This is a genomic window from Nocardioides daeguensis (assembly GCF_019192965.1).
Classification (GTDB): domain Bacteria; phylum Actinomycetota; class Actinomycetes; order Propionibacteriales; family Nocardioidaceae; genus Nocardioides; species Nocardioides daeguensis.
Window position 1 is genome coordinate 90247 of the sequence record NZ_JAHTKU010000015.1, and the last position, 24141, is coordinate 114387.

Genomic DNA, 24141 nt, shown 5'->3' on the forward strand with positions numbered 1-24141 from the left:
GACATCTCGCGACACGTTGATGCTACTCGGGGGGCGTCGTCGCACCTACGTTCGACATCATGAGCACGATCAGCCACTGGATCGACGGCGCCGCGGTGACCGTCCCCGACGCCCGCACCCAGCCCGTCTTCAACCCCGCCACCGGCGAGGTCACCGGACAGCTCCAGCTGGCCGACACCGCCCTGGTCGACCGCGCCGTCGCCTCGGCGAGCGCCGCCGCGGCCGAGTGGCGCCGCTCGAGCCTCGCCCGGCGTACGCAGGTCCTGTTCGCCTTCCGCGAGCTGGTCCGCACCCACGCCGACGAGCTCGCCGCCGCGATCACCGCCGAGCACGGCAAGGTCCTCGACGACGCCGCCGGCGAGGTCGCCCGCGGCCTCGACAACGTCGACTACGCCGTCGGCATCGCCGAGCACCTCAAGGGCAGCTACTCCGCCGAGGTCAGCACCGGCATCGACGTGCGCACCGTCCGCGAGGCGCTCGGCGTGGTCGTCGGCATCACGCCCTTCAACTTCCCGGTCATGGTGCCGCTGTGGATGTGCACCACCGCGATCGCCGCCGGCAACGCCTTCGTCCTCAAGCCCAGCGAGCGCGACCCCTCGGCGTCCCTGCTGCTCGCCGACCTGTGGCAGCAGGCCGGCCTGCCCGACGGCGTCTTCACCGTCGTCCAGGGCGACCCGACCGCCGTCCAGGCCCTCATCGACCACCCGGACGTCGCGGCCGTCAGCTTCGTCGGCTCCACCCCGGTCGCGAAGTCCGTCTACGAGTCGGGCACCCGCGCCGGCAAGCGGGTCCAGGCCCTCGGCGGCGCCAAGAACCACATGGTCGTCCTGCCCGACGCCGACCTCGGCATGGCGGCGGACGCGGCCGTCTCGGCGGCGTACGGCTCGGCCGGCGAGCGCTGCATGGCCGTCTCCGTGCTGGTCGCGGTCGGCGACGTGGCCGACCAGCTGATCAAGGAGATCACCGTTCGTGCCAACGACATCGTCATCGGCGACGGCACCGTGGCCGGCACCGGCATGGGCCCGCTGATCACCGAGGCGCACCGCGACCGGGTCGCCGGGTACGTCGACGCCGGCGCCGCGGCCGGCGCGACCGTCGTCCTCGACGGCCGCCGGTCCGAGCTCCCCGCGTCCGGCTTCTTCCTCGGCCCCTCCCTCATCGACCACGTCTCGGAGGAGATGTCGGTCTACCGCGACGAGATCTTCGGCCCGGTGCTGTCGGTCGTCCGGGTCGACACCTTCGACGAGGCGATCGCGCTGGTCAACCGCAACGAGTACGCCAACGGCGTCGCCCTGTTCACCCGCGACGGTGGCGCCGCCCGGCAGTTCGAGCGTGACATCGAGGTCGGGATGGTCGGCGTCAACGTGCCGATCCCGGTCCCCGTCGCGCACCACTCCTTCGGTGGCTGGAAGAACTCGCTGTTCGGCTCGCACCACATGTACGGCCCCGAGGGCCTGGCGTTCTTCACCCGCGCGAAGGTCGTCACCTCGCGCTGGCCCGACCCGGCGACCTCGACGGTCGACCTCGGCTTCCCCCGGAACCGGTGAGCGCGATGACCCTCCTCGACCCCGCCACCAGCTCCTCGGCCAGCTCCTCGGCCAACTCGCCGGCCGACTCGCTCGCCGCCACCGTCGTCGCCGACGACCGCGCGCACGTCTTCCACTCGTGGTCGGCCCAGGACAAGATCAGCCCGCTGCCGGTCGCCGGCGGCGAGGGGTCCCGGTTCTGGGACTACGAGGGCAAGAAGTACCTCGACTTCTCCTCGCAGCTGGTCAACCTCAACCTCGGCTACCAGCACCCGGCGCTGGTCGCCGCGATCCAGGAGCAGGCCGCCCGCCTGTGCATGGTGCAACCGGCCTTCGCCAACGACGTACGCGGCGAGGCAGCCCGCCTGATCGCCGAGCGCTCGCCCGGCGACCTGAACCACGTCTTCTTCACCAACGGCGGCGCCGAGGCCAACGAGAACGCGATCCGGATGGCGCGGCTGCACACCGGCAGGCACAAGGTGCTGTCGACCTACCGCAGCTACCACGGCGCCACCGCCGGCGCGATCGCGCTGACCGGCGACCCGCGCCGCTGGCCCTCGGAGCCGTCGATCCCCGGCTCGGTGCACTTCTGGGGGCCCTACGCCTACCGCTCGGCCTTCCACTCGACGTCCGAGGCGGAGGAGGGCGCCCGCGCCCTGCAGCACCTCGCCGACACGATCATGGTCGAGGGCCCCGCGACGATCGCCGCGATCATCCTCGAGACCGTGGTCGGGACGAACGGCATCCTGGTGCCGCCGCCGGGCTACCTGGCCGGCGTACGGGAGCTGTGCGACCGGCACGGCATCGTGCTGATCGCCGACGAGGTGATGGCCGGCTTCGGCCGCTGCGGCGAGTGGTTCGCGATCGACCACTGGGGCGTCGTACCGGACCTGATCACCTTCGCGAAGGGCGTGAACTCCGGGTACGTGCCGCTCGGCGGCGTCGTGATCTCGGAGCCGATCTTCGACACCTTCCGAGAGCGCGCCTACCCCGGCGGCCTCACCTACTCCGGCCACCCGCTGGCCTGCGCGGCCGCGGTCGCGTCGATCAAGGTGATGTCGGACGGCGTCTTGGACCACGTGCGGACGATGGGCGCCGACGTGATCGGGCCGCGGCTCGCCGAGCTCGCCGCGAAGCACCCGTCGGTGGGCGAGGTCCGCGGCCTGGGGATGTTCTGGGCCATCGAGCTGGTCCGCGACCGCACGACCCGCGAGCCGCTGGTGCCGTTCAACGCCGCCGGTCCGGACGCCGAGCCGATGGCCCGGTTCACCGCCGCCTGCAAGGAGCGGGGGCTGTGGCCGTTCGTGCACTTCAACCGCACCCACGTGGCGCCGCCGTGCACCACCACGCGGGAGGAGCTGCTCGTGGGGCTCGCGATCCTCGACGAGGCGCTCGACGTGGCGGACGAGTACTACGTGGGCTGACGCCGCCCGCACGCACGAGACCCGCTGGAGCCGATCGGCTCCAGCGGGTCTCGTCGTTGTGGACTCAGGCGTCGGCCGGGTCGGCCGGGTCACTCGGGTCGGTCGGGTCGGCCGGGTCCTCGGGGTCGGCGTCCCGGGTCGGGCCGTCGGCGAGGATGCCGTAGAGGCTGCGTCGGGCCTCGACCAGGACGTCGACCGCGGCCCGGCGCTGGGCGTCGGAGCCGGCGGTGACGATCTGCCAGATCGCACTCATGACCTGGCCGATCTCGGCCTTGAGGTCGGCGTGGCCCTGGTCGGCGGGACCGGCCTGCGCCTTCTCCCGCGTGCGGTCGAAGGGCACCCAGACGGCGGCGAGCTCGGCGGCGTGCTCCTCGCACCAGACCGCGCCCCTGGCGGTCAGCCGCATGGCGCGGCGCCCACGCGCCTCGTCGATCTCGACGAGCTCCTCGTCCTGGAGCTGCTGGACGGTCGGGTAGACCGAGCCGGGGCTCGGCTTCCAGACCCCGCCACTGCGGTCGGTGATCGCCTGGATGACCTGGTAGCCGTTGGGCGACTCCTCGCGCTGGTTGGCGTCGCGGAGCACGTCGAGGATGGCCGAGCGGACGTCGCCGCGGCGCACCCGCGGGCCACGGCTCGGCTCGGGGCGGCCCATGCCGAACAGGCCGGCGAGCCACGGCGGCGGCATGCCCGGTCCACCGGGACCACCGGGACCGCCCGGGCCGAAGCCCGGACCACCGTGGCGGCCGCGGCCGCGGCCGGGCTCCCCCCACTGGTCCCAGCCCGCCCAGCCACCCCAGCCACCCCAGGGGCCGGGGCCCCCGCCGCGGTTGCGGCGCTGGAACCCAAGGGGCTCGGGGCGACCCCAGGGGTCGCGGTCGTCGTACGCGTTCTCGTGGTGTCCCATGACGGGACCTCCTTCAGTTGCGGGGGCCTCGTGAGCCCCATCGGGTCTCGGGGATATCGCGGGAACAGTTCGTGTTCGTATCGCGATATATCGCAACCGTACGTCGGCTCGACCCGCCACGCAAGGGGCGAGCTCGCTTGTAACTAAGTGTTACAGCACGAATTTGGGGCTAGTGAGGCTCATGTGGTGGAAAACCGTGCTGTAACACTTAGTTACAAGCGGACGGGTCAGCGGTCCAGCCAAGCGGCGTACGCGTCGAACGAGAACGGCCGACCGAGGAAGTCGGCGACCAGGTCGGCGGCGTCGGCTGCACCGCCGGGGACCAGCACCCGGTCGCGGTAGCGCTGGGCGACCTCGGGCGCGAACGGGTCGGCCTCGTCGAAGGCGCTCCACATGTCCTTGGCGATCACCAGCGACCACATGTAGGTGTAGTAGCCCGAGCTGTAGCCGCCGAGGTGACCGAAGCTGGCGAACATGTGGGTGCCGGGGAGGTACGGCAGCGCGGCGTACCTGCGCTGCAGCTCGACCATGCGCGAGGTCAGGTCGGGGGCGTCCGCGCCGTGGACCCGGTCGGCGTGGAACCAGTACGACATGGCGGCGTAGAACATCTGGGTGCGGGCGTAGATGCCCTTGCCGTAGTCGTCGGCGGCGCGCATCGCGGCGACCAGGTCGCCGGGGATCGGCTCGCCGGCGGCGTCGGTGGCGAAGGTGCGCAGCACGTCGGCGTGCCAGGCCCACTCCTCGAGCATCTGGCTCGGGGCCTCGACGAAGTCCCACTCGGTGGCGACGCCGGCGAAGCGGTACCACGCGCCGTGCCCGCCGAGCACGTGGTGGAGCAGGTGGCCGAACTCGTGGAAGAGCGTGACGACGTGGTCGTGCTCCATCAGGCCGCGGGAGAAGTTGCAGACCAGCACGCCCTCGGGCAGCTGCTCGCCGGCGACGCCGTCGGTGAGCGTGAACTGCGCGGCGTGCTTGTACTTGCCCTCACGCGGGTGCAGGTCGAGGTGGATCCGACCGATCCGGGTTTCGAGGCTCGGCGCCGGGGCGCCTCGCACCTCAACCACCGGCTGGGTCGCGAACACGTCGTACGACGTGACGTCCTCGTGCCACACGGGTACGTCGACCTGCTCGTAGCGCAGCCCGAACAGCCGGCCGGTGACCTCGAGCAGGCCGGTCCGCACCTTGGCGAAGTCGAAGTAGGCGCGCACCCGCTGGGAGTCGACGTCGTACCTCTCGGCGCGGACCAGCTCGGCGTAGTGGTTGTAGTCGTAGCCGGGGACCTCGGTGGCGTCGGGGAAGTCGCGGCGGTAGCGCTCGAGCAGCTGGGCCAGGTCGCGGCGCATCGGCTCCTCGGCCGCCGCGACGATCCGCTCGATGAACGCGGGGATGCTTCGCGACGGCTCGTTCCTCGCCTCCTCAGCAACCGGGTTCGATCGTCCGATCATCTTCACGTCGGCGTCGTACGACGGCCAGTCGGCGTACCCGACGGTCGTGGCGAGCTCGTGGCGCAGCGCGAACAGCTCGGTGAGCAACGGCTCGGTGGTGGGCCAGCCCCGGTCGAGGAACGCGACGGTGACCTGGCGGCGAACGTCCTGGTCGCGGGCGAACATCCGCACCGGCACCGAGTCGGGGTAGTCGGTGGTGACGGTGACCATCCCCTCGGCGTCGACGGGGTGAGCGGCCAGCCAGTCGTCCGGCATCCCGGCCAGCTGCTCCGGCGTGACCCGCACGGTGCGGACGTCGTCGCGGATCACCCGGCTGAACTCCTGGTCGAGCTCGGTGAGCCGCTCGTGGATCTCGGCGATCCGAGTCCGGGTGGCCTCGTCCTTGTCGACGCCGGAACGCCGGAAGTCGTTGCGCACCTTCGCCAGCACTCGCGCGGCCAGCGGGTCGTGGGCGACCGCGCCGTCGTCGATCGTCGCGAACACGTCGTACAGCTCCCGGTCCAGACCCCAGGCCGTGCCGATCCGCTGCGCCTCCTGCTCCGCGGCGTCGGCGAGGTCGCGGACCTCGTCCAAGGGGTGCACGTTGCCGAACAGCGAGCCGGCGGCGGCCGCGTTGCCGAGGTGGCCGGCGGCCCGGTCCCACTGACGCAGTACGGCGACCGGGTCGGCCGGCGGGGCGGACCGCAGCGCGTCGACCAGCTCGGTGGCCCGCGCCAGCTCCGACGCCGTGCGGGCCCGGAACCAGGCGGGCCAGTCGGCGGCGGACGAGGGCAGGGCGAGCGGGTCACACGTCATGCGGTCAGCCTGCCAGTTGCCCCCGCTTCCTGAGCAGGAACGCGCGCTCGGCCACGTTGTCGCACACGGCCAGCGCGGCGTCGTACTGCTCCCGGGACTCGGCGCTGCGGCCCAGCCGGCGCAACAGCTCGGCGCGGGTGGCGTGCCAGGCGTGGTAGCCGTCGAGCGGCAGTCGCTCGACGATCGCCAGGGCCACCTCGGGCCCGTCCAGCTCGGCGATCGCGACCGCGCGGTTGAGCGCGACGATCGGCGACGGGTCGATCCGCGCGAGCTGGTCGTAGAGCGCGACCACCTGGGACCAGTCGGTCGCGGCGGCGGTCGGGGCGTCGGTGTGGACGGCGTTGAGCGCGGCCAGGATCTGGTAGCGGCCGGGCCGGTTGACGGCCAGACAGCTGCGGACCAGCGCGTGGCCCTCGGCGATGAGCGCCCGGTCCCAGCCGCCCCGGTCCTGCTCCTCGAGCGGGACCAGCTCGCCACCCCGCACCCGAGCCGTACGGCGGGCCTCGGTGAGCAGCAGCATCGCCAGCAGTCCGGTGACCTCGAGGTCGTCGGGGAGCAGCTCGTGGAGGGTCCGGGCCAGCCGGATCGCCTCGCCGGTGAGCTCCTCGCGGATCGGGTCGCCGTCGCCGGAGGACAGGTAGCCCTCGTTGAAGATCAGCAGGAGGACGGCGAGCACGGCGCCGACCCGCGCCGGCAGGTCGTCCTGCTCCGGCACCCGGTAGGGGATGTTGGCGCCCTTGATCTTCGCCTTGGCGCGGGTGATCCGCTGCGCCATCGTCGTCTCCTGGACGAGGAAGGCGCTGGCGATCTCGGCGACGGTGAGCCCGCCGAGCAGGCGCAGGGTGAGCGCGATGCGTGCCTCCGGCGCGAGCGCCGGGTGGCAGCAGGTGAAGATCAGCCGGAGCCGGTCGTCCTCGATGACGCCGGTCGGCTCGTGGGGTGTGTCGTCCTCGATCATGACGGCCGCCTGGTGCTTGCTCATCCGGTGCTTCTCGCGGCGGAGGCGGTCGATCGCCCGGTTCCCGGCGGTGGTGGTGAGCCACGCACCGGGGTTGGGCGGTACGCCGGACACCGGCCACTTCTCGAGCGCGGTGACCAGCGCCTCCCCCGCCGCGTCCTCGGCGAGGTCGATGTCGCCGAAGCGGCGTACCAGCGAGGCGATCAGCCGGCCGTACTCGTCACGGAAGATCCGTTCGACAGCCTCGGCGGTGGGCGAGGTGCGAGCGGAGCGAGCGTCGGGACCGCTCATTCGGCCTGGAAGGGACGGACCTCGACCTTGCCCTGGCAGGCCTTGGAGCCCGCGGCGGCGTACCTCATCGCGGCGTCGTGGTCGGGCACGTCGATGATCCAGAAGCCGCCGATGTGCTCCTTGGTCTCCAGGTAGGGACCGTCGGTGACGACGGGCGCGTCGCCGGTGCCGTCGACGACCGACGCGGAGCCCACGGTCTCGAGGCCGCCCGCGAACACCCAGACCCCGTCCGCCTGGAGCTGCTGGTTGAAGCGCTCGGTGTCCGCGAACATCTGCTGCATCTGCTCGGCGGTGATCTGCGCGTAGCCGGCCTCGTCGCCGTGCACGGCCAGCAGGTACTGCGTCATGGGAATCTCCTGGTCTCGGTCGGTGCGGACGGCCCCGATGACCGCCCCTAACCCCCTCCACGAACGAGGGATGCTCGGTACGACAGCCTTCCACGACTTCGGTGCCGAGTTCACCGGCTCGGCGGGCGGTCCGTAGCCTTCTCCGGTGAGTCTTCGCGCGATGCTGGCCGACACCCGGCCGCTGCGGGACCCGCACTTCCGCCGGCTGTGGTCGGCCAACATCGTCACCGTCGTCGGCGCCCAGCTCACGGTCGTCGCGGTCCCGGCCCAGATCTACGCCGAGACCGGCTCGTCGGCGTACGTCGGCCTGACCGGGGTGTTCGGCCTGGTGCCCCTCGTCGTGTTCGGACTGTGGGGCGGGGCCCTCGCCGACCACTTCGACCGCCGCACGATGCTGCTCGTCACCACCTGCGGTCTGGTCGGCACCGCCGCGCTGTTCTGGCTGCAGGCGGCGCTGGGGGTGGGCAACGTGTGGGTGCTGCTCGGGCTGTTCTCCGTGCAGCAGGCGTTCTTCGCGGTCAACCAGCCGACCCGCTCGGCCGTGCTGCCGCGGCTGCTCGGGGAGGAGATGCTGCCCGCGGCCAACTCCCTCAACATGACGGTGATGCAGGCGGGTGCGATCGGCGGGCCGCTGATCGCGGGCATCCTGATCCCGTTCACCGGCTTCGCCTGGCTCTACGCCGGCGACGCGGTCTCGCTGCTCGCCACCCTGTGGGCGGTCGTCCGGCTGCCCGCGCTCCCGGTCGAGGGCGCGGGGGCCGGGACGCCCGGGCTGCGCTCGGTGGTCGAGGGCATCGCCTACCTGCGCGGGCAGCCGGTGCTGATGATGTCCTTCGTCGTCGACGTCATCGCGATGGTCTTCGGCATGCCGCGGGCGCTGTTCCCGGAGATCGCGCACGAGAGCTTCCTCGGCCCCGACGAGGGCGGCCTGGCCTTCGCGCTGCTGTTCGCCGGCATCCCCGCCGGCGCCGTCCTGGGTGGCGTGTTCTCCGGCTGGGTGTCACGGGTCTCGGCCCAGGGCCGCGCGGTGGTGTGGTGCATCGTCGTGTGGGGCCTGGCGATGGTCGGCTTCGGCCTGGCCGTCGTCGGCGCGGACTCCCTGCCGGGGTCGGCCCACGCCTGGCTGGTGGTCGCCGTCCTCATGCTCGTCGTCGGCGGCGCCGCCGACATGGCCTCGGCCGCCTTCCGCACCTCGATGCTGCAGAGCGCGGCCGCCGACGAGGTCCGCGGCCGGCTGCAGGGCATCTTCATCGTGGTCGTCGCCGGCGGCCCGCGGATCGCCGACGTCGCGCACGGCGCGAGCGCCGCCATGGTCGGTACGGCGACCGCGGCTGCCGGTGGCGGCGTGCTCGTCGTCGTCCTGGTGGTCGTGACGGCGCTCGCGGTGCCGTCGTTCGTGCGCTACCGAGTGGTGGCTACCGGAGGCGGAGCGGCCTCCCGCGGCTGAGGGTGCTCCCCGGCCGCACGGGCCCGGACCGCCGCGAGGGGCAGCTCCACGAAGGCCGCCATGTCGGGCACGATGTCGGCGAGCTGCTCGAGGCGGCCCTCCTCGATCTCGTGGTAGAGCATGGTCGACAGCGCGCCCACGATGCCGCTGAAGACCGGCCCGCTGACCTCGTCCGAGAGCTCGTCGAGGAGGGCCCGGAACCCGACCAGCACCTCGAAGTGGCGGCGGCGGGCCGCGTCGCCGGCGGCCCAGACCTCCATGATGCACAGGGTCGTGAAGGCCGGGCTGCGGGCCGCCGACTCGGCCAGTGCGGTCATGCACCGCACGACGCGGTCGTGCCAGCTGGCGTCGGGATCGATCGCAGCGGAGATGTCATGGGTCAGCGCCGCGACCCCGGTCTCGTACGCCGCGGAGAAGGCATCGGCCTTGTCGGTGAAGATCTCGTAGAAGGTCTTGCGGGAGACCCCCGCCCGCTTGATGATGTCGGCCACCGAGGTGTCGGCATAGCCCTGCTCGGTCATGCACAGCGCCGTCGCGGAGAGCAGTCGGCGCCGCTGGTCCTCCCGGACCTCCTCGGGCGTCAGTCCGTGTCTTCCGGTCGGTAGATGTTCGGCCCCCATGGCCCGATTCTACGAGCGCGCGCCGCTGCGGCCCGGGCCCCGTGGTCGGTGGAGAGGGCCGGGCAAGGGCAACTCGATGTGCAACTTTGGGTTACCGAAACCTCGCAAATTGCTTGTCGCGACATGGTGTGACCTGTAACACTAGCGAGAAACAGCAACGTTTATACCCCCGAGAGGAACATTGATGTTTATCGCTTCGTCCCGTCGTCTTGCCGCCCTGACCGCCGGCGGTCTGGCCTCGGCGGCGCTCACCGCCGCCTCCTTCGGCGCGGCGCCGGCCCATGCCGCGGACAGCGTGATCACCATCGACAAGCAGTTCACCTACGACTGCGAGCCGATCGTCACCATCGGCCCCGACTCCGAGACCCTGGGGCACCACCCGATCCAGGTCCAGGCCCAGTCCACGATCCCCTCGGTCGCCTACGCGGGCCAGACGCTCGCCGCCACGCCCACCACGATCACCCTGCACATGTCGAACAACCTCTGGTTGGCCAACAAGGTGCTGACCCACGTCGCGAACGCGGTCGACGGCTCCTCCGACGACTCGACGCTCGGCATGTCGATCGACGGTGCAGCGCCCTCCTGGGTCCCGATCGACGGCCTCAGCGTGACCAACGCCCCGATCCCCGTCGCCGCCGAGGACGTCTGGACCCCGCCCGAGCCCTGGCTGATCCCCACCTCGGGCACGGTGCGCGCCATCCCCATCCCGGCCGACGCCGCGGGCAAGGAGATCACCTTGCACATGCCCCAGCAGTTCACCGCCGACGCGCTGATCAAGGGCGGCTGGCTCGACAACGGCGACGGCGTGAAGGACTACCAGAACGTCAAGACCGACATGACCTGCGTGCTCGACCAGCCGGACGACACCCTGCTCGAGGCCCCGGTGCCGATCCAGGAGCCCACGGCCACCACGCTGAGCGCCACGACCGCCCCCTCGGTCTACGGCTCCTCCTCGAAGGTCGCCGTGAACGTCTCCGGCGCGGCCACCGGCCCGGTCGAGGTCGTGGAGAACGGCGCCGTGCTGGCCCGAGGCGCCGTCACCAACGGCACCGGAACGGTGCCGCTCCCGGCGAACCTCGCGGTCGGCACCCACAACCTGACCGTGCGCTACCCGGAGGCCTGGGGCTTCCTCGCCAGCTCCGCGACCACGAGCGTCACCGTCGGCAAGGCGACGGCGTCGATCACCTCCGCGAAGGTCGCACCCAAGAAGGTCAAGGCCAAGAAGGCGGCGAAGCTGACCGTCGCCGTCGCCGCGCCTGCCGGCACGACGGGCGCCGTCACCGTCACCCTCAAGGGCAAGACCGTCGGCACCGGCACCCTCGCCAACGGAACCGCCACGATCAAGCTCAAGAAGTTCAAGAAGGCCGGCAAGCAGTCGCTGACCGTCACCTACGCCGGGGACGCCAACTCCACCGGCGCGACCAAGACCGTCAAGGTCAAGGTCGTCAAGTAGCCACTGAGCCCGCGACCCCGGCGGGGCGTCATCCGACGCCCCGCCGGGTTTCGCCATTTCCCCCACGAGGCCATGTCCGATCGCATCCCGACCTCCCGGCGTCCGTCGGGGCGGCTCCTGTCCACGCTGCTCAGCGTGCTCATCGTCTGCCTGCTCGCCTGGCTGGGCTGGCAGCTGTGGGGCACCAACGTCGCTGCCGAGCACCGCCAACGCGGGGTCGTCGGGGCCCTCCAGGACGAATGGGGTGACCGCGGCGGCGACGCCACGAGCGATCCACTGCGCCTGGGCGAGGGCTTCGCCGTGCTCCGGGTCCCCCGCTTCGGCGAGGACTTCGAGGTGCCGGTCATCCAGGGCGTGAGCGAGGACGACCTCGCCTCCGGCGTCGGCCACTTCTCCGACACCGCGCGGCCCGGCCAGGTCGGCAACTTCGCCGTCGCCGGCCACCGGGTCACCCGTGGGCAGCCCTTCGCCGACTTCCCCTCGCTGCGCGCGGGCGACGAGGTCACGGTGGAGACCCGCACCCACCTGTACACCTACGTGCTCGACGACGACGGCACCGACATCGAGGTGCCGGCGAGCGACACCAGCGTGATCCGTCCGGTGCCCGGGCGCCCCGGGGCGGTCCCGGATCGGGCGCTGATCACGTTGGTGACCTGCGCCGACCTGACCACGACCGAGGACCGCTCGATCGTCCACGGCCACCTCGTCTCGAGCACTCACCTCTGACCCCGGCCCCCGGAGGGCTGGGAGGGCCGGGCCGGGATCAGAGGGAGACCGAGTCGCTGACCAGCCAGCCGTCGCCCGAGCGGGTCATGGTCAGCACGGTGCGGACCTCGATCGGGTCGAGGGGCTTGCCCTCCCCCGTCCGCTCCTGGTCGACGAAGAGCAGCACCCGCACCGTCGAGGTGGAGCACTCCTCGCCGCACTCGACGACGGCGACGTCGCGCACCGTCGCCGTCACGACCAGCTGGCGCTGCTCGGCCAGCGAGGTCACGGTGGGGACGACCTCGGCGAAGTCCTTGGCGAAGGCCGGGGTCATCCGCTCCTGGGCGGCCTCGAGGTCCTCGGCGACGGTGTCGTGGGCGTAGCTGAGGATCTCCTCCGCCGCGCCGGCGGCGGCCGCGGCCGCCGCGTCCTGGGCGGCCGCCTGGTCGGCGACCTGCGCATCGCGCTCGGCCCGCTCCAGCGTGGTCACGGTGCCGAAGGCGGCGCCGGCCAGGCTCGCCGCCAGCAGCGGGGCCAGCCAACGCCAGCTGCGTCGGGGCACCTGCAGCCTGCGGCGGGCCCTGCCCGCGGCAGGCTCGGCCGGGACGGCGTCGTCCCCGGTCGAACTCGGCTGGGCCGGCTGGGTCGGCTGGGTCGGCTGCGGTTCGTCCGCGGTCCGTACGCCGACGGCCTGGCCGACGGCCTGGCCGGCGACGCGGGGGCGGCGCCGGGGCGCGGCGGTGGCTCGTCTCGGCTGGCGGATGCTCACTTGCCGGCCTCCTCGTCCTCGGGGGTGCCGGGCTGCGTCGGGGTGGCCGACGGGGTGGCCGACGCGGCCTCGACGGCACGGAAGTCGTCGACCAGCCAGCGTCCCTTCTCCCGCACCAGCGACACCTCCCAGCGCAACCGCGGCGGGTTGGCCAGCAGGCCCGCCGGCGTCGTCTCGGCGTCGACGGCGACCAGCACCTGGGCGGAGTCGGAGTCGATGCTGTCGACCGCGGCCTGACGGACCTTCCCCCGGCTCTTCAGGCCGGTCTCGGCGTAGGCGGCCAGCAGGCCGTCGGTCGAGGCCCGGAACTGCTCGGCGAACGGCTCGGTCAGCAGGGAGGCGACCCGGTCGGTGTACGCCGCCACGTCCGTGACGTCATAGGTGTTGACGCTGGACGCGAAGCGGGACGCCGCGGCGACGGCGTCGGCCCGTGCGTCGGCCTGCTCCTGCTGCGTGGACACCGGACGCACCAGGGCCCAGACCCCGAGGGCGACGCCGGCGACCAGCACCAGGCCCAGCACCAGCGCGACCGGCCGCGCGGCGGCCCAACGCTCGTCCGGCGCGCTCACTCCTGCACCGCCGCCCCGACCACCAGCGATCGCCACGACTCACCTCCCTCGTCCTGCGCCGCCGACTCGGGGACGCCCGCCCCCGGCAGCAGCCGCTTCGTCGTCTCGTCATAGGTGGCCACGATCCGCGGCGTGGCGCACCGGCCCGCCGTCGCGGCCCGCTCCGGGGAGCCGGCCGAGGTGTCGAACGGCGGACGGACCGGCGTGTTGTTGGTGCAGATGCCCGGGCTCGGCTGCATCGAGAGGCTGAAGCGGGCGGCGTACTTCCCGGTCACCGGGTCCTTGGCGAGGATCGAGTACGCGCCCTCCAGCCCGTAGGGCGCCAGCACCAGCACTCCTTGGATCCCGGGCAGGTGCGCCCGCACCACGCGGTTGGTCGTCACCATCTTCTCGACCAGGCGCCCCAACGGCTTGGCGTTCTCCGCGATCACGGCCTCCACCGTGCGGGCGGCCGACGCGCCCTTGTCGATGACCTGTCGCAGGTCGGGGTCGGCGGACCGGATCGCCTCGGAGAGCAGGGCGAGGTTGTGCACGAAGGTGCGGATGTTGTCGCCGTGGTCGACCTGGGCCTGGAGCGCGACCCGCGAGTCACGGATCAGCTGGGCCGTGACGTCGTACTTCTCCTGCGCCGTGGCGATCACCTCCGAGGAGGTCTCGATCAGCCGACGCAGCTGGGGGCCGGTGCCGGTGAAGGCGACGCCGAGCTCGTCGACCACCGTGCGCAGGTCGTCGGTGGACACCGACGCCACAAGCGCGTCCAGGTTGGTGAGCAGCGCGTCGGTGCGCACCGGGATCTTCGTCGCGCCGCGGGCGATCTCGGAGCCGTCCCGCAGGAACGGCCCGCCGTCGCTGCTGGGCTGGAAGTCGAGGTACTGCTCACCGACCGCCGACTTGTTGGCGACCACGGCGACGGTGTCGACGGGGATCCGCGCCGAGCGCTCGATCTCCACCTGCGCGTCGACACCCCCCGCGGTGAGCGTCATCGTCCGCACCCGGCCGATGCTCACGCCGCGGTACGTCGCGTCGGCGCCGGCGAAGATGCCGCCCGAGTCGGCGAGGTGCACCGTCACGGTGTAGCCGCTGCGCCCGAAGAGCCGGCCCACGTCGGCGTACCGGGCACCGATCCAGGTGGACCCGGCGACGGCGATCACCAGCAGCACGACGAGCTGGGTGCGCAACGTCGGCCTCACTGGACCGCGCTCCCGGCCACGACCGACGCCACGCCGTCCTGGGACTGCAGCCAGGCGACCATCGCGTCGCGCTCGGCCGGAGTCATCGCGGCGAAGGTCTTCTTGAAGTCGGTGGTGAAGTCCAGGACCGTGTTCAGGTAGTCGCCCGTCGCGGCCTGTGCCGCCTGCTCGGGCGAGTTGCCGACCACCGCGTCGGGGAAGGGGAACGTCGGCAGCACCCGCAGGGCGTCGACCAGGGCGTCCCCGCTGCGGGCCAGCTGGGCCACGATCGGCGCCAGGCGCTGCAGGTCGCGGACCGTCGCCGCGTGGGACTTGTCGATCACCTCGGTCGCCACGTCGCTCAACGAGGTGAGGGACGAGATCATCGCGACCAGGTCGTCGCGCTGGGAGTCGAGGACCCGCAGCGCGGCCGGGAGACGGTCGAGGGCGGACTCGATCGCGGTGGTCTGGCCGCGGGTGGCCGCGGCCAGACGGTCGATCTGGCGCAGCGCCTCGACCAGGTCGCGCTTGGAGTCGTCGGCCGTCCCGACGATCGTGTCGAGCCGACGCAGCAGGATGCGCAGGTCGCTCTCGCGGCCCTCGATGGTGTCGTTGAGCTCGCTGGTGATGGCCGACAGCTTCGCCACCGAGCCTCCGTTGAGCACCATCGACAGCGCCCCCAGCACCTGCTCGATCTCCGGGTTCTGACCGGTGCTGGCGATCGGGATGGCGTCGCCGTCACCGAGCCGCCCCGACCCACCGTCCGGTGGCGGGGCGAGGGAGACGAACTTCTCCCCGAGGATGCTGGTCTGCCGGATGCTCGCCGTGGCGTCGTCGGGCAGCGTCACGTCGCCGTTGATGAGCAGCCGCACCCGCGCGTGCCATCCCTGCAAGGAGACGTCGGTGACCCGACCGACCGAGACGTCGTTCACCTTGACCGCGCTCTGCGGGACCAGGTCGAGCACGTTCTCGAAGTCGACGGTGATCGAGTACGGCCGGTCGCCGACGTCGGCGCCGCCGGGGAGCGGGACGTCGCCCACGGAGCCCGAGCAGGCCGCGAGGGTGACGGCGAGGGACAGGGCGGCCGGTACGGCGACCAGGGCGCGGGCGCGGTTCACGGGGCGACTCCCATCAGCGCGTCGATGCCACCGGTCTCCGCAGTCCGCGACGACGTACCGGCAGCGCCGGCGGCCAGCTGCTGGAGGACGCTGCCGACGGCGTAGCAGGCGTCGGCATGGTCGGGGTTCTGCTCGGCCGCGAGACCGCAGTACGCCGCGACCACCGCGGGCTGGGTGAGCAGTGAGAAGTCGTCGCTGGTCGGCGACTTGAGCAGGCCGCGGGTGTCCAGGGTCCCGGTGGCGGGGTTGTAGGCGGACACCAGGTGCGTGATCGCGTCGGGGCCGCCGACCAGCACCTCGGCCAGGTGCTCCTTGTTGCGGGCCAGGGTCTCGGCCACCTTCGACAGGCCCTTGACGGTCCCCTTGAGCGAGGTCCGGTTCTGGGCGACGTACCGCTCGACCTCGCCGAGCGACCCGGCGAGGGACGACAGCGCGGCCGTGAGGTCGTCGCGCTCGCCGGCGAGGACCTGGGACACGGCGGACAGGCTGGTGTTGAACTCGCGGACCGCGGCGTCGTTGGCGTCGAGCATCTGCACGAAGCCGGCGAGCTTGGTGATCGCGTCGAAGAACTCGTCCTTGTTGTCGGCGAAGGTGCTGCTGAGCTCGGAGAGCGCGGTGATGGACTCGTTCAGCGCGGCGCCCTGGCCGTCGAGGTTGCGCGCCCCGTTGCTCACGAGCCGGGCCAGCGCCCCGTCCCGGTTGGCGCCGTCCGGGCCCAGCGCCGTGGCGAGCTGGTCGAGGGCCGCATAGGTCTCGTCGAGCTCGACGGGGACCTCGGTGCGCGCCTGGTCGAGGTAGGCGCCGTCCGCCAGCTTCCTGCCGCCCTCATAGGCGGGCGTCAGCTGCACGAACCGGTCCCCGACGATCGCCGGGGAGACGATGATCGCGTGCACGTCCTCGGGCACGGGGTAGCGCGCATCCCAGGAGAGCTTGACCCGCACCTTCGTCCCCCTCGGGGTGACGGAGTCGACGGTCCCGACCGTCACGCCGAGGATCCGGACGGTCGAGCCCGGGTAGAGCGAGACCGTACGGCTGAAGTCGACGGTCAGGTGCTGCCGGCGCTCACCGGGCCACAGCCGGATCACGCCGGCTCCGGCCAGCGCGACCGTCACGACCACGGCGAACAGGGTCGCCACCCCGATCACCGCTCGGGGACGGATGCGGCTGCTGCGCGACTCGACGGCACTCACAGGCCCGGCACCCCCAACATGCTCATCAGGTTGTAGATGAAGCCGTCGATCCACGGCCCGTTGCCGGTCGCGCTGTTGACCCCGTCGTAGAAGGCGGGCAGCTTCTCGAGTGCGGCATCGATGTTCTTCTCGTTGGCCTCGAGGACGTCGAGCACGCTGTCGAGGTGCACCAGGGTCGGCTTCAGCGCCGCGCTGGTGTCGCGCACCAGGCCGCGCAGCTGCGTGCTCAGGTCGCGCACGGCGACGAGCAGGTCGTGGACGGCGTCGCGGCGCGCCGTCAGCGCGGCGAACAGCGTGCCGCCGTCGCGGAACAGCCGGGCGAGCTCACCCTTGCGGGCGTCGAGGGTGTCGGCCACCCCGGACAGGTTCTTCAGCAGGGCGTCGATCTGCTCGTCGCGCTTGACCAGGTTCCGCGAGAGCCGGGTGATCCCGTCGACCGTGCCGCGGAAGCCCTCCGGGGTGTGCTCGCTGGCGTCGGCCAGCACGTCCATCGCGTGTGCCAGCTGGTCGGTGTCGATCTGCTGGGTGGTGGTCGCCAGGTCGGAGAACGCCGCCACGACGTCGTACGGCGGGGTCGTCCGCGCGGTCGGGATCGTGTCGCCGGCGTCGAGGCGTCCCGTGCCCTTCGGCTCGAGGGCGACGTACATCGTCCCGAGCAGGGTCTTGATCCGGATCGCGGCCTCGGTGTCCGAGCGGAGATCGTCGGCGTGGCTGCTCATCGTGAACGACACCGTCACGGTGGCGCCGTCGAGGTCGAGCGCGGTGACCTTGCCGACCCGGACGCCGGCCATCCGGACGTCGTCGCCCTTCTTCAGCCCGCCCACCTCGGTGAACTGGGCGCGGTAGGTCTCGCCGTCCCCGATGAGCGGCAGCCGCTTGACGTTGAGGGCGAGCGCCAGCCCCAGGACCAGGATCGCGACACCGATGACGCCCACGACGGTGGGGTTGCGGTCGCGCACGGGCTTCATCGGCATCGCTCCACGCCCTCTCCTTGGACCTTCACGCGCGTCGTGGTGAAGAAGTCGCGGCGCTGCTGCCAGCCCTGGACCGTCGGCAGGGCCGGCAGCGACCCGCGCACGCCGATCTCGCAGACGTAGAAGTTGAAGAAGGAGCCGTACGCCATGGCGCTGGTGAGCCGGTCGAGCTTGATGGGCAGCACCTTCACGGTCTGGTCGAGTCGGGTCCGCGCCGAGGGGGTGTCCAGGCTCGCGCTGAGCGTCGCGAGCCCGGCGAGGTCGTCGGCCAGCGGCTCCCGGATGTCGCCGAGGAGGTCCGCCGTGGAGCCGGCCAGGTCCGCGATCGGGTCGAGCCCGCCGAGCAGCTTCCCCCGGTCCGCGGCCAGGCCGCTGATCAGCTGCTGCAGGGTGGAGATGGTGTCGGACAGCTCGGTGTCGCGGTCGTTGAAGGTGGTGAGGACGGCGGTGAGGTTGCCGATCAGGTCACCGATCAGCCGGTCGCGATCGGCGAGGGTGCCGGTCAGCGACGCGGTCCGGTCGAGCAGGGACGTCACCGTCCCGCTCTCACCCTGGAAGACCTGGATCAGCTCGAAGGCGAGCTGGTTGGTCTGCTCCGGGTCGAGGGCCCGGAAGAGCGGCTTGAAGCCGGCGAACAGGGCCGTCAGGTCGAGGGCGGGGGTGGTCCGCGCGATCGGGATCGTCCCGCCCGCGCGCAGCGGACGCCCGCGACCCTCGATGCCCGGGCTCAGCGCCAGGTAGCGCTGGCCCACCATGTTGCGGTAGCGCAGCGCGGCCACCGTCGCGTCGGTGAGGGTGAGCGAGGAGTCCACCGAGAAGCCGACCACGGCCTGGGTGCCGCCGCGGACGTCGATGTCGGTGACCCGGCCGACCCGGACGCCCGCGATCCGGACGTCGTCGCCGGTCACCAGGCTGGTGGCGTCGGAGAACACCGCGCGGTACTCGGTGCGCTCGTCGAACGAGGCGTTGCCGATCACCATCGCGATGGCGGTCGTCATCAGGGCGGTCGCGACGAGGAAGCTCAGCAGCTTGACCAGCGCCCCCACGCTGGACCGGTCCCAACGGTTCACCGGACGCTCACCTCCGCACCCTCCAGGGCGGGTGCCGCCAGGTCGGTGGCCAGGTCGGGGACCTCGCGCGGGTCCACACCCGCCGCCCCGGCGACCAGCGCGGTGACCAGGCTGCGCCGGTGGTCCGCGATGCCGAACAGGGCCAGGACGTCCGCCGACGCCCCCGGGGCGGGCTTGTCGCCGTCGTACGGCGGGCTCGGCAGGGTCCGGCAGCCCGGGCCCGGGGCCCGGCCGACCGCCGGATACCTCGGCTCCTCGCCGGCGGCGTACCCGGTCGCGAGGCGCGGGCCGAACTCGATCGAGACATGCGCGCGCCGGTCGCGGAAGGCGTCGTCGAGACGGGGCATCAGGCCCTCGATGCCGTTCAGCACGCAGCTCAGCGTCGGCGCGTAGCGCGCCAGCAGGTCGAGGGTCGCCTGCGACTCGTCGGCGAGGGTGATCACCTGGTCGCCGTACTCGTCGAGGAACGCGTCGGCGGTGTCGGCCAGCCGGTCGACGCCGGCGAACAGCTTCGCGATCTGCTGCTGCTTGGCGACCACGGTGTCGCCGGTGACGACGGCGTCGGCGAGCAGGTCGCCGATCTCGGGCATCGCGTCGCCGTAGATCTGCGAGGCCTGCCCGAGCGCGACGATGTCCTCCACGAGCTCGTCGCTGAGCGGCTCCAGCTTCACGAGGTAGGCCTCGAGCTCGTCGAGGGAGGCGCCCAGCTCGGCGCCCTGGCCGTCGAGCGCCTCGGAGAGCGCCGTCAACGTCGCCGAGAGCTGGGCCGGCTGGACGGCGGTGAGCAGCGGGTACGCGTCGTCGAGCAGCCGCTCGACCTCGGCCGGGATCGTGCCCTGCCTGATCCGGTCACCGGCGGCGATGGCCCGGCCGCCGGCCCCCGACACCGGGCGCAGGTCGACGTACTTCTCCCCGAACAGGGTCTTCGGCACGATGAACGCCTCGACCTGGGCCGGGATGGTGGCGGCGAGGTCCGGGTCGAGCCGCAGGTCGATCTCGGCGGCGCCCCCGTCGACCGCGATCGCCTCCACCCGGCCGACGATCACGCCGCGCAGCTTGACGTCCGCGTTCTTGCTCAGGGCGAGCCCGACCCGCTCGCTGACCACCGTCACCGGCACGTCGTTGCTGAACCTCTTGGTGAACACGGCGTGGGTCAGCCAGAGGACCGCCACGATGAGGGCGAGGAAGACGATGCCGCAGGTGCGCACCACGCCGGTGCGCTGGTGCAGCGCGACGCGCGCCATCAGCCCGCCAGCCGGACGGTGGTGGTGGTCCCCCAGATGGCCATCGACAGCAGCAGGTCGATGACGTTGATCGCGACGATCGAGGTCCGCACGGCGCGGCCGACGGCGACGCCGACCCCGACCGGGCCGCCGGTCGCGGTGTAGCCGTAGTAGCAGTGCACCAGGATCACCACGACGGCGAAGACCAGCACCTTGACGAACGACCACGCGATGTCGGCCGGTGGCAGGAACAGCGTGAAGTAGTGGTCGTAGGTGCCGCTGCTCTGCCCGTAGGCCAGGGTCACCGTCAGCCGGGTGGCGGCGTACGACGACAGCAGGCCCGCGACGTAGAGCGGGATCACCGCGATCAGCCCGGCGATCACCCGGGTCCCGACCAGGTAGGGCAGGGAGCGGATCGCCATCACCTCGAGGGCGTCGACCTCCTCGGAGATCCGCATGGCGCCGAGCTGCGCGGTGAAGCCGCAGCCCACGGTGGCCGCCAGCGCGATGCCGGTGACGAGCGGGGCGATCTCGCGGGTGTTGAAGTAGGCGGAGAAGAAGCCGGCGAAGGCGCCGGTGCCGAGCTGGTTCAGGGCGGTGTAGCCCTGCAGCCCGACCTCGGTGCCGGTGAAGAAGGCCATCGCGACCACGACGCCGACGGTGCCGCCGATGACGGCGAGCGCCCCTTGGCCGAACGCGACCTCTCCGAGCAGCTGGAAGGTCTGCCGCGGGTAGCGGACCAGGGTGCCCGGCAGCCAGGAGACGACGCGCGCGTAGAAGACCAGGTGGTCCCCGAGCTCGTCGACGAGACCGGTGGAGCGGCGGCGCAGCGAGTCGAGGGTCGCCATCACAGGGCCTTCGCCGGGATGATCTGGAAGTAGAGCGTCGTCATCACGAAGTTGGCCACGAACAGCAGCAGGAAGGTGATCACGACGGTCTCGTTGACGGCCTGGCCGACGCCGCGCGGGCCGCCGCCGGCGTTCATCCCCTGGAACGCCGCACACACGCCGGCGATCAGCCCGAACACGAGCGCCTTGGCCATGCCCTGCCACAGGTCCGGCAGCTGCGCGAGTGCGGTGAAGCTGGCGAGGTAGGCGCCGGGCGTGCCGCCCTGCAGGATCACGTTGAAGAAGTAGCCGCCGAGGACGCCGACGAAGCTGACCAGCCCGTTGAGGAAGACCGCGACCAGCATGCTGGCCAGCACGCGCGGGACGACCAGACGCTGCACCGGGTCGATGCCCATCACCATCATGGCGTCCAGCTCCTCGCGGATCTTCCGCGCGCCGAGGTCGGCCGCGATCGCCGAGCCCCCGGCGCCGGCCACCAGCAGGGCGGTCGCGATCGGTCCGGCCTCCCGCACGATGGCGAGCACGGCGGCCGAGCCGGTGAAGGACTGGGCGCCGAACTGCTGGATCAGGCTCCCGGCCTGCAAGGCGATCACTGCGCCGAACGGGATCGCCACGAGCGCCGTGGGGACGATCGTGACCGACGCGAGGAACCAGGCCTGTTGGACGAACTCACGCACCTGGAAGGGTCCGCGGAACAGCGCCAGGAACGCGTCGGCACCGAAGGCGAAGAGGCGACCGGCAGCGGTGAAGGGTCGTCCGGCAACGGCGAGAGCGCTCACCGACGCACAGGGGTGCGTCGCCCGACGGCCACTGCGACCCGGGCGAGCACGGCCACCACCAGCAGGCCGTAGACCCAGCCGGGGACCGGAGATCCGGTGTCGGCGAGGGCACGGGTCACGACGATGTCGCCGGCCTGGTCGCGTCCGCCATCCGCCGCGCCGTCCCGCCCACCCGGCGCCTGGCCGGCGGGATCGAGACCGGCGCCGCCGGTGCTGCCGCCGGTGTTCCCGCCGGTGTTCCCGCCCGTGCTGCCGCCCGTGTTGCCGCCGGTGTTGCCGCCGGTGTTGCCACCGGTGTTCCCGCCGGTGTTCCCGCCCGTGTTGCCGCCGCGGACCCGCTGGACCCAGGTCGGCTCCTTCGAGCGGTCGACGGCGGGCATCGGGCAGGCGCTGGTGCTGCAGCCGGCACCGACCTCGATCGTGCCGATCACCCGCTGGCCGGCGGTGTCCGAGAGGCGGTAGCAGTCGAGGTCGGTCTCGGCGATCGAGCCCAGGACGGGCGGATCCAGCTTGGCGTGCAGCTGGAAGTAGAACGGCAACGCGACGTACACCAGGCCGGCGCTGCCGACGCTCGGCGCGGTGAAGGGCGCCACCGTGCCGTTGACGTCGGCGATCGTCATCGACCCGGTGGCCGGAACGGCCTGCAGGGGCGCGGCGAGGTTCTGCACCGCCCGGTTGACGATCAGCGTTCCCCCGCTGCTCGCCACGCCTTCGAGCACGACGTCCGCCGTCGCGCTGCCACCGAGGCGGTCCACCCGTCCGCTGGGACCGTTGGTCGGCAGGATGCGGATCTTGTCCATCAGCGGGGTGGGCATGACCAGGTCCAGCGAGGCGGGAACGGCCGGGATGCTCTCCCCTCCGTCGAACCTGGAGGGCACCGTGGCCCGGGCGTTGACGACGAACTTCTGCGGGCCGCCGACGGTCGCGTCGATCACGGAGTTCTTGGCCTTGCAGGCGTACTCGACTCCGCTGACGCTGATGTCCTGGTCGGGTCCGAGGTCGGCCTGTGCCGGCAGCGGCGCCCCGAGCAGCATCAGGGCCGCCACGCCCACCGCCGCCGGAAGTCGCCGGACCATCAGCGGTCGCACCGCACGATCAACCATGCGCTCATCCCCTCCCAAGGATCTGGCTACTGGCGAGTACAAGAAACAACACTGTTTACCGATCTGTCAACCGATCTGGCGATACCTCTCCGGGAACAGCGGCCGATCGTCCCGCGTGAACCGGGTCACAGCCTAGCCGTTGATAAACATCTGCGTTCCTGAATCTGGCGCGGAAAGTGGCGCCGCAGCGCCGTGCTTCGCGCCCCCTCGACGCGACGGGCGGGCGGCAGTCAGGTTGCTGGCAGGTCGGGCCCGTCACGCTGGTCGCGTGTTCGATCTGATCAACGGTCTTCCCATCCATCCCCTCGTCGTCCACGCCGTCGTGGTGCTGCTGCCGCTCGCCGTGCTCGGCACCATCGCGATCGCGGTACGCCCGGCCTGGCGGGAGCGCTACGGCCCGCTCGTCGTCGTCACCGCCCTCGTCGCCACCGTGCTGCTGCCCGTCGCGACCTCGAGCGGCGAGGCGCTCGAGGAGCACGTCGGCGACCCCGGCCAGCACGCCGCCCTGGGCGAGCAGCTCATCTGGTTCGCCATCCCGCTGCTCCTGCTCTCCGCGGCCCTGACCTGGTTCGGCCGCAGCGGCGACCGGGTCCGCGCGCTGCGGGTGATCGCGGCCCTCGCCGTCGTGGCCTCCCTGGCCACCGCCGTGCAGGTCTACCGGGTCGGCGACTCCGGCGCCCGCGCGGCCTGGGGCGACCAGGTCGGCACGTCCTCCTCCGGTGGCGACGGGGACTGAGCGAAGATGGTCGTCGTGCTCACCATCGGCGTGTGCGACGACCACCCCGCCATCCGCAAGGTCCTCGTGCGCGGCCTGAGCGCGGCCGGCCACACGGTGGTCGTGGCGCACGACGGCCGGGAGGCCGTGACCCGCCTCGGCCCCGACCAGTCGCTCGACGCGATCGTGATGGACATCGGCCTGCCCGACGCCGACGGCCGCGACGTGGTGCAGGCGCTCCAGTCGGCGGGGCAGCACGCCCCGGTCCTCTTCCTCACCGCGCTCGGCGAGACCCACGACAAGCTCTCCGGCTTCGCCGCCGGCGGAGCCGACTACGTGGTCAAGCCCTTCGACATCCGCGAGGTGCTCGCCCGGATCGAGGTGCTGGCCCGACGTACGCCGGCCCCCGACTCCGCGGCGGGCGGACTCCGCCTGGACCCGCTGACCCACGCCGCCCGGACCGACCACGGCGAGGTCCGCCTGACGCCGACGGAGTTCCGGGTCCTGGCGGCCGTGCTGGCCCGCCGGGGCGAGGTGGTGCGACGGCGGGCGGTCGTCGCCGCCGCCTGGCCCGACGGCGCCATCGTCGCCGAGAACACCCTCGACAGCTTCGCCCGGCGGGTGCGCGACAAGTTGCGCGCCATCGACGCCCCGGTGACCCTGGAGACGGTGCGCGGCGTGGGGTTCCGGATCCCGTGA

23 protein-coding genes are annotated in these 24141 nt (G+C 72.2%); 7 read left to right on the plus strand and 16 right to left on the minus strand.

Going from position 1 to position 24141, the window contains the following annotated elements; genetic code table 11:
• Positions 1-59: 59 nt before the first annotated feature.
• Both KU893_RS12695 and KU893_RS12700 read left to right on the plus strand, forming a co-directional pair.
• Positions 60-1547, plus strand: coding sequence for a CoA-acylating methylmalonate-semialdehyde dehydrogenase (locus KU893_RS12695; RefSeq protein WP_218234735.1), 1488 nt, complete (start codon positions 60-62; stop codon positions 1545-1547).
• A gap of 5 nt (positions 1548-1552) precedes the next feature.
• Positions 1553-2950 carry an aspartate aminotransferase family protein gene (locus tag KU893_RS12700; RefSeq protein ID WP_218234736.1) on the plus strand — a complete coding sequence of 466 codons (1398 nt, stop codon included), beginning with the start codon at positions 1553-1555 and terminating at the stop codon, positions 2948-2950.
• Between the two features lie 64 nt (positions 2951-3014).
• Here the strand turns inward: KU893_RS12700 and KU893_RS12705 are convergent, their stop codons facing one another.
• The 4 genes from KU893_RS12705 to KU893_RS12720 form a co-directional block, all read right to left on the minus strand.
• Positions 3015-3854 (minus strand): PadR family transcriptional regulator, encoded by an 840-nt coding sequence (locus KU893_RS12705; RefSeq protein WP_218234737.1) that lies wholly within the window; start codon positions 3852-3854, stop codon positions 3015-3017.
• A gap of 227 nt (positions 3855-4081) precedes the next feature.
• Positions 4082-6094, minus strand: a complete 2013-nt coding sequence (locus tag KU893_RS12710) for a M3 family metallopeptidase (RefSeq protein ID WP_218234738.1) — start codon at positions 6092-6094, stop codon at positions 4082-4084.
• Positions 6095-6098: 4 nt separating this feature from the next.
• Positions 6099-7343 carry an RNA polymerase sigma factor gene (locus KU893_RS12715; protein ID WP_218234739.1) on the minus strand — a complete coding sequence of 415 codons (1245 nt, stop codon included), beginning with the start codon at positions 7341-7343 and terminating at the stop codon, positions 6099-6101.
• Positions 7340-7690 carry a YciI family protein gene (locus KU893_RS12720; RefSeq protein ID WP_218234740.1) on the minus strand — a complete coding sequence of 117 codons (351 nt, stop codon included), beginning with the start codon at positions 7688-7690 and terminating at the stop codon, positions 7340-7342. Before KU893_RS12720 ends, KU893_RS12715 begins: the two co-directional genes overlap by 4 nt.
• A 145-nt stretch (positions 7691-7835) precedes the next feature.
• Here KU893_RS12720 and KU893_RS12725 point away from each other — a divergent pair, with 145 nt between their 5' ends.
• Entirely contained in the window at positions 7836-9137 is a 1302-nt protein-coding gene (locus KU893_RS12725; RefSeq protein ID WP_257441409.1) for an MFS transporter, read from the plus strand.
• On the opposite strand, the gene KU893_RS12730 is transcribed toward KU893_RS12725, so the two are convergent.
• A complete protein-coding gene (locus tag KU893_RS12730) occupies positions 9092-9757 on the minus strand; it encodes a TetR/AcrR family transcriptional regulator (RefSeq protein WP_218234741.1) in 666 nt (221 codons plus the stop codon). The two genes, KU893_RS12725 and KU893_RS12730, sit on opposite strands and share 46 nt — an antisense overlap.
• A gap of 184 nt (positions 9758-9941) precedes the next feature.
• Here KU893_RS12730 and KU893_RS12735 point away from each other — a divergent pair, with 184 nt between their 5' ends.
• Positions 9942-11210: an Ig-like domain-containing protein gene (locus tag KU893_RS12735; protein WP_218234742.1), complete on the plus strand. Its 1269-nt coding sequence runs from the start codon at positions 9942-9944 to the stop codon at positions 11208-11210.
• Positions 11211-11282: 72 nt separating this feature from the next.
• Positions 11283-11936: a class E sortase gene (locus tag KU893_RS12740; protein ID WP_218234743.1), complete on the plus strand. Its 654-nt coding sequence runs from the start codon at positions 11283-11285 to the stop codon at positions 11934-11936.
• A gap of 37 nt (positions 11937-11973) precedes the next feature.
• On the opposite strand, the gene KU893_RS12745 is transcribed toward KU893_RS12740, so the two are convergent.
• The 11 genes from KU893_RS12745 to KU893_RS12795 are packed head-to-tail and all read right to left on the minus strand — an operon-like array spanning position 11974 to position 22727.
• On the minus strand, positions 11974-12684 hold the full coding sequence (locus KU893_RS12745) for a hypothetical protein (protein WP_218234744.1): 711 nt from the start codon (positions 12682-12684) through the stop codon (positions 11974-11976).
• Positions 12681-13253, minus strand: coding sequence for an Rv1363c family protein (locus KU893_RS12750; RefSeq protein WP_218234745.1), 573 nt, complete (start codon positions 13251-13253; stop codon positions 12681-12683). The genes KU893_RS12745 and KU893_RS12750 overlap by 4 nt, the downstream gene beginning before the upstream one ends.
• Positions 13250-14431, minus strand: a complete 1182-nt coding sequence (locus KU893_RS12755) for an MCE family protein (protein WP_218234746.1) — start codon at positions 14429-14431, stop codon at positions 13250-13252. The genes KU893_RS12750 and KU893_RS12755 overlap by 4 nt, the downstream gene beginning before the upstream one ends.
• Before the next feature lie 8 nt (positions 14432-14439).
• Positions 14440-15540, minus strand: a complete 1101-nt coding sequence (locus KU893_RS12760; protein ID WP_218234747.1) for an MCE family protein — start codon at positions 15538-15540, stop codon at positions 14440-14442.
• Positions 15537-16730: an MCE family protein gene (locus KU893_RS12765; RefSeq protein ID WP_218234748.1), complete on the minus strand. Its 1194-nt coding sequence runs from the start codon at positions 16728-16730 to the stop codon at positions 15537-15539. Before KU893_RS12765 ends, KU893_RS12760 begins: the two co-directional genes overlap by 4 nt.
• The gene (locus tag KU893_RS12770; protein WP_218234749.1) at positions 16727-17704 is read right to left on the minus strand and encodes an MCE family protein; all 978 of its coding nucleotides are present in this window, start codon (positions 17702-17704) and stop codon (positions 16727-16729) included. Before KU893_RS12770 ends, KU893_RS12765 begins: the two co-directional genes overlap by 4 nt.
• On the minus strand, positions 17695-18774 hold the full coding sequence (locus KU893_RS12775) for an MCE family protein (RefSeq protein ID WP_218234750.1): 1080 nt from the start codon (positions 18772-18774) through the stop codon (positions 17695-17697). Before KU893_RS12775 ends, KU893_RS12770 begins: the two co-directional genes overlap by 10 nt.
• On the minus strand, positions 18771-20018 hold the full coding sequence (locus tag KU893_RS12780; RefSeq protein WP_218234751.1) for an MCE family protein: 1248 nt from the start codon (positions 20016-20018) through the stop codon (positions 18771-18773). The genes KU893_RS12775 and KU893_RS12780 overlap by 4 nt, the downstream gene beginning before the upstream one ends.
• Positions 20018-20845 carry an ABC transporter permease gene (locus tag KU893_RS12785; RefSeq protein ID WP_218234752.1) on the minus strand — a complete coding sequence of 276 codons (828 nt, stop codon included), beginning with the start codon at positions 20843-20845 and terminating at the stop codon, positions 20018-20020. The genes KU893_RS12780 and KU893_RS12785 overlap by 1 nt, the downstream gene beginning before the upstream one ends.
• Positions 20845-21624 carry an MlaE family ABC transporter permease gene (locus KU893_RS12790; protein WP_218234753.1) on the minus strand — a complete coding sequence of 260 codons (780 nt, stop codon included), beginning with the start codon at positions 21622-21624 and terminating at the stop codon, positions 20845-20847. Before KU893_RS12790 ends, KU893_RS12785 begins: the two co-directional genes overlap by 1 nt.
• The gene (locus KU893_RS12795) at positions 21621-22727 is read right to left on the minus strand and encodes a DUF6801 domain-containing protein (protein ID WP_218234754.1); all 1107 of its coding nucleotides are present in this window, start codon (positions 22725-22727) and stop codon (positions 21621-21623) included. The genes KU893_RS12790 and KU893_RS12795 overlap by 4 nt, the downstream gene beginning before the upstream one ends.
• Before the next feature lie 268 nt (positions 22728-22995).
• Between KU893_RS12795 and KU893_RS12800 the strand changes: the two genes are divergently transcribed.
• Both KU893_RS12800 and KU893_RS12805 read left to right on the plus strand, forming a co-directional pair.
• Entirely contained in the window at positions 22996-23463 is a 468-nt protein-coding gene (locus KU893_RS12800) for a DUF2231 domain-containing protein (protein ID WP_218234755.1), read from the plus strand.
• A 6-nt stretch (positions 23464-23469) separates the two neighbouring features.
• Positions 23470-24141 (plus strand): response regulator transcription factor, encoded by a 672-nt coding sequence (locus KU893_RS12805; protein WP_246592560.1) that lies wholly within the window; start codon positions 23470-23472, stop codon positions 24139-24141.

Bases quoted from the DNA above. Each gene is read 5' to 3' on its own strand.
- KU893_RS12695 (WP_218234735.1), top strand. From the start codon at position 60: ATGAGCACGATCAGCCACTGGATCGACGGCGCCGCGGTGACCGTCCCC.
- KU893_RS12700 (WP_218234736.1), top strand. From the start codon at position 1,553: ATGACCCTCCTCGACCCCGCCACCAGCTCCTCGGCCAGCTCCTCGGCC.
- KU893_RS12705 (WP_218234737.1), bottom strand. From the start codon at position 3,854: ATGGGACACCACGAGAACGCGTACGACGACCGCGACCCCTGGGGTCGC.
- KU893_RS12710 (WP_218234738.1), bottom strand. From the start codon at position 6,094: ATGACGTGTGACCCGCTCGCCCTGCCCTCGTCCGCCGCCGACTGGCCC.
- KU893_RS12715 (WP_218234739.1), bottom strand. From the start codon at position 7,343: ATGAGCGGTCCCGACGCTCGCTCCGCTCGCACCTCGCCCACCGCCGAG.
- KU893_RS12720 (WP_218234740.1), bottom strand. From the start codon at position 7,690: ATGACGCAGTACCTGCTGGCCGTGCACGGCGACGAGGCCGGCTACGCG.
- KU893_RS12730 (WP_218234741.1), bottom strand. From the start codon at position 9,757: ATGGGGGCCGAACATCTACCGACCGGAAGACACGGACTGACGCCCGAG.
- KU893_RS12735 (WP_218234742.1), top strand. From the start codon at position 9,942: ATGTTTATCGCTTCGTCCCGTCGTCTTGCCGCCCTGACCGCCGGCGGT.
- KU893_RS12740 (WP_218234743.1), top strand. From the start codon at position 11,283: ATGTCCGATCGCATCCCGACCTCCCGGCGTCCGTCGGGGCGGCTCCTG.
- KU893_RS12770 (WP_218234749.1), bottom strand. From the start codon at position 17,704: ATGCCGATGAAGCCCGTGCGCGACCGCAACCCCACCGTCGTGGGCGTC.
- KU893_RS12780 (WP_218234751.1), bottom strand. From the start codon at position 20,018: ATGGCGCGCGTCGCGCTGCACCAGCGCACCGGCGTGGTGCGCACCTGC.
- KU893_RS12785 (WP_218234752.1), bottom strand. From the start codon at position 20,845: ATGGCGACCCTCGACTCGCTGCGCCGCCGCTCCACCGGTCTCGTCGAC.
- KU893_RS12795 (WP_218234754.1), bottom strand. From the start codon at position 22,727: ATGGTTGATCGTGCGGTGCGACCGCTGATGGTCCGGCGACTTCCGGCG.
- KU893_RS12805 (WP_246592560.1), top strand. From the start codon at position 23,470: ATGGTCGTCGTGCTCACCATCGGCGTGTGCGACGACCACCCCGCCATC.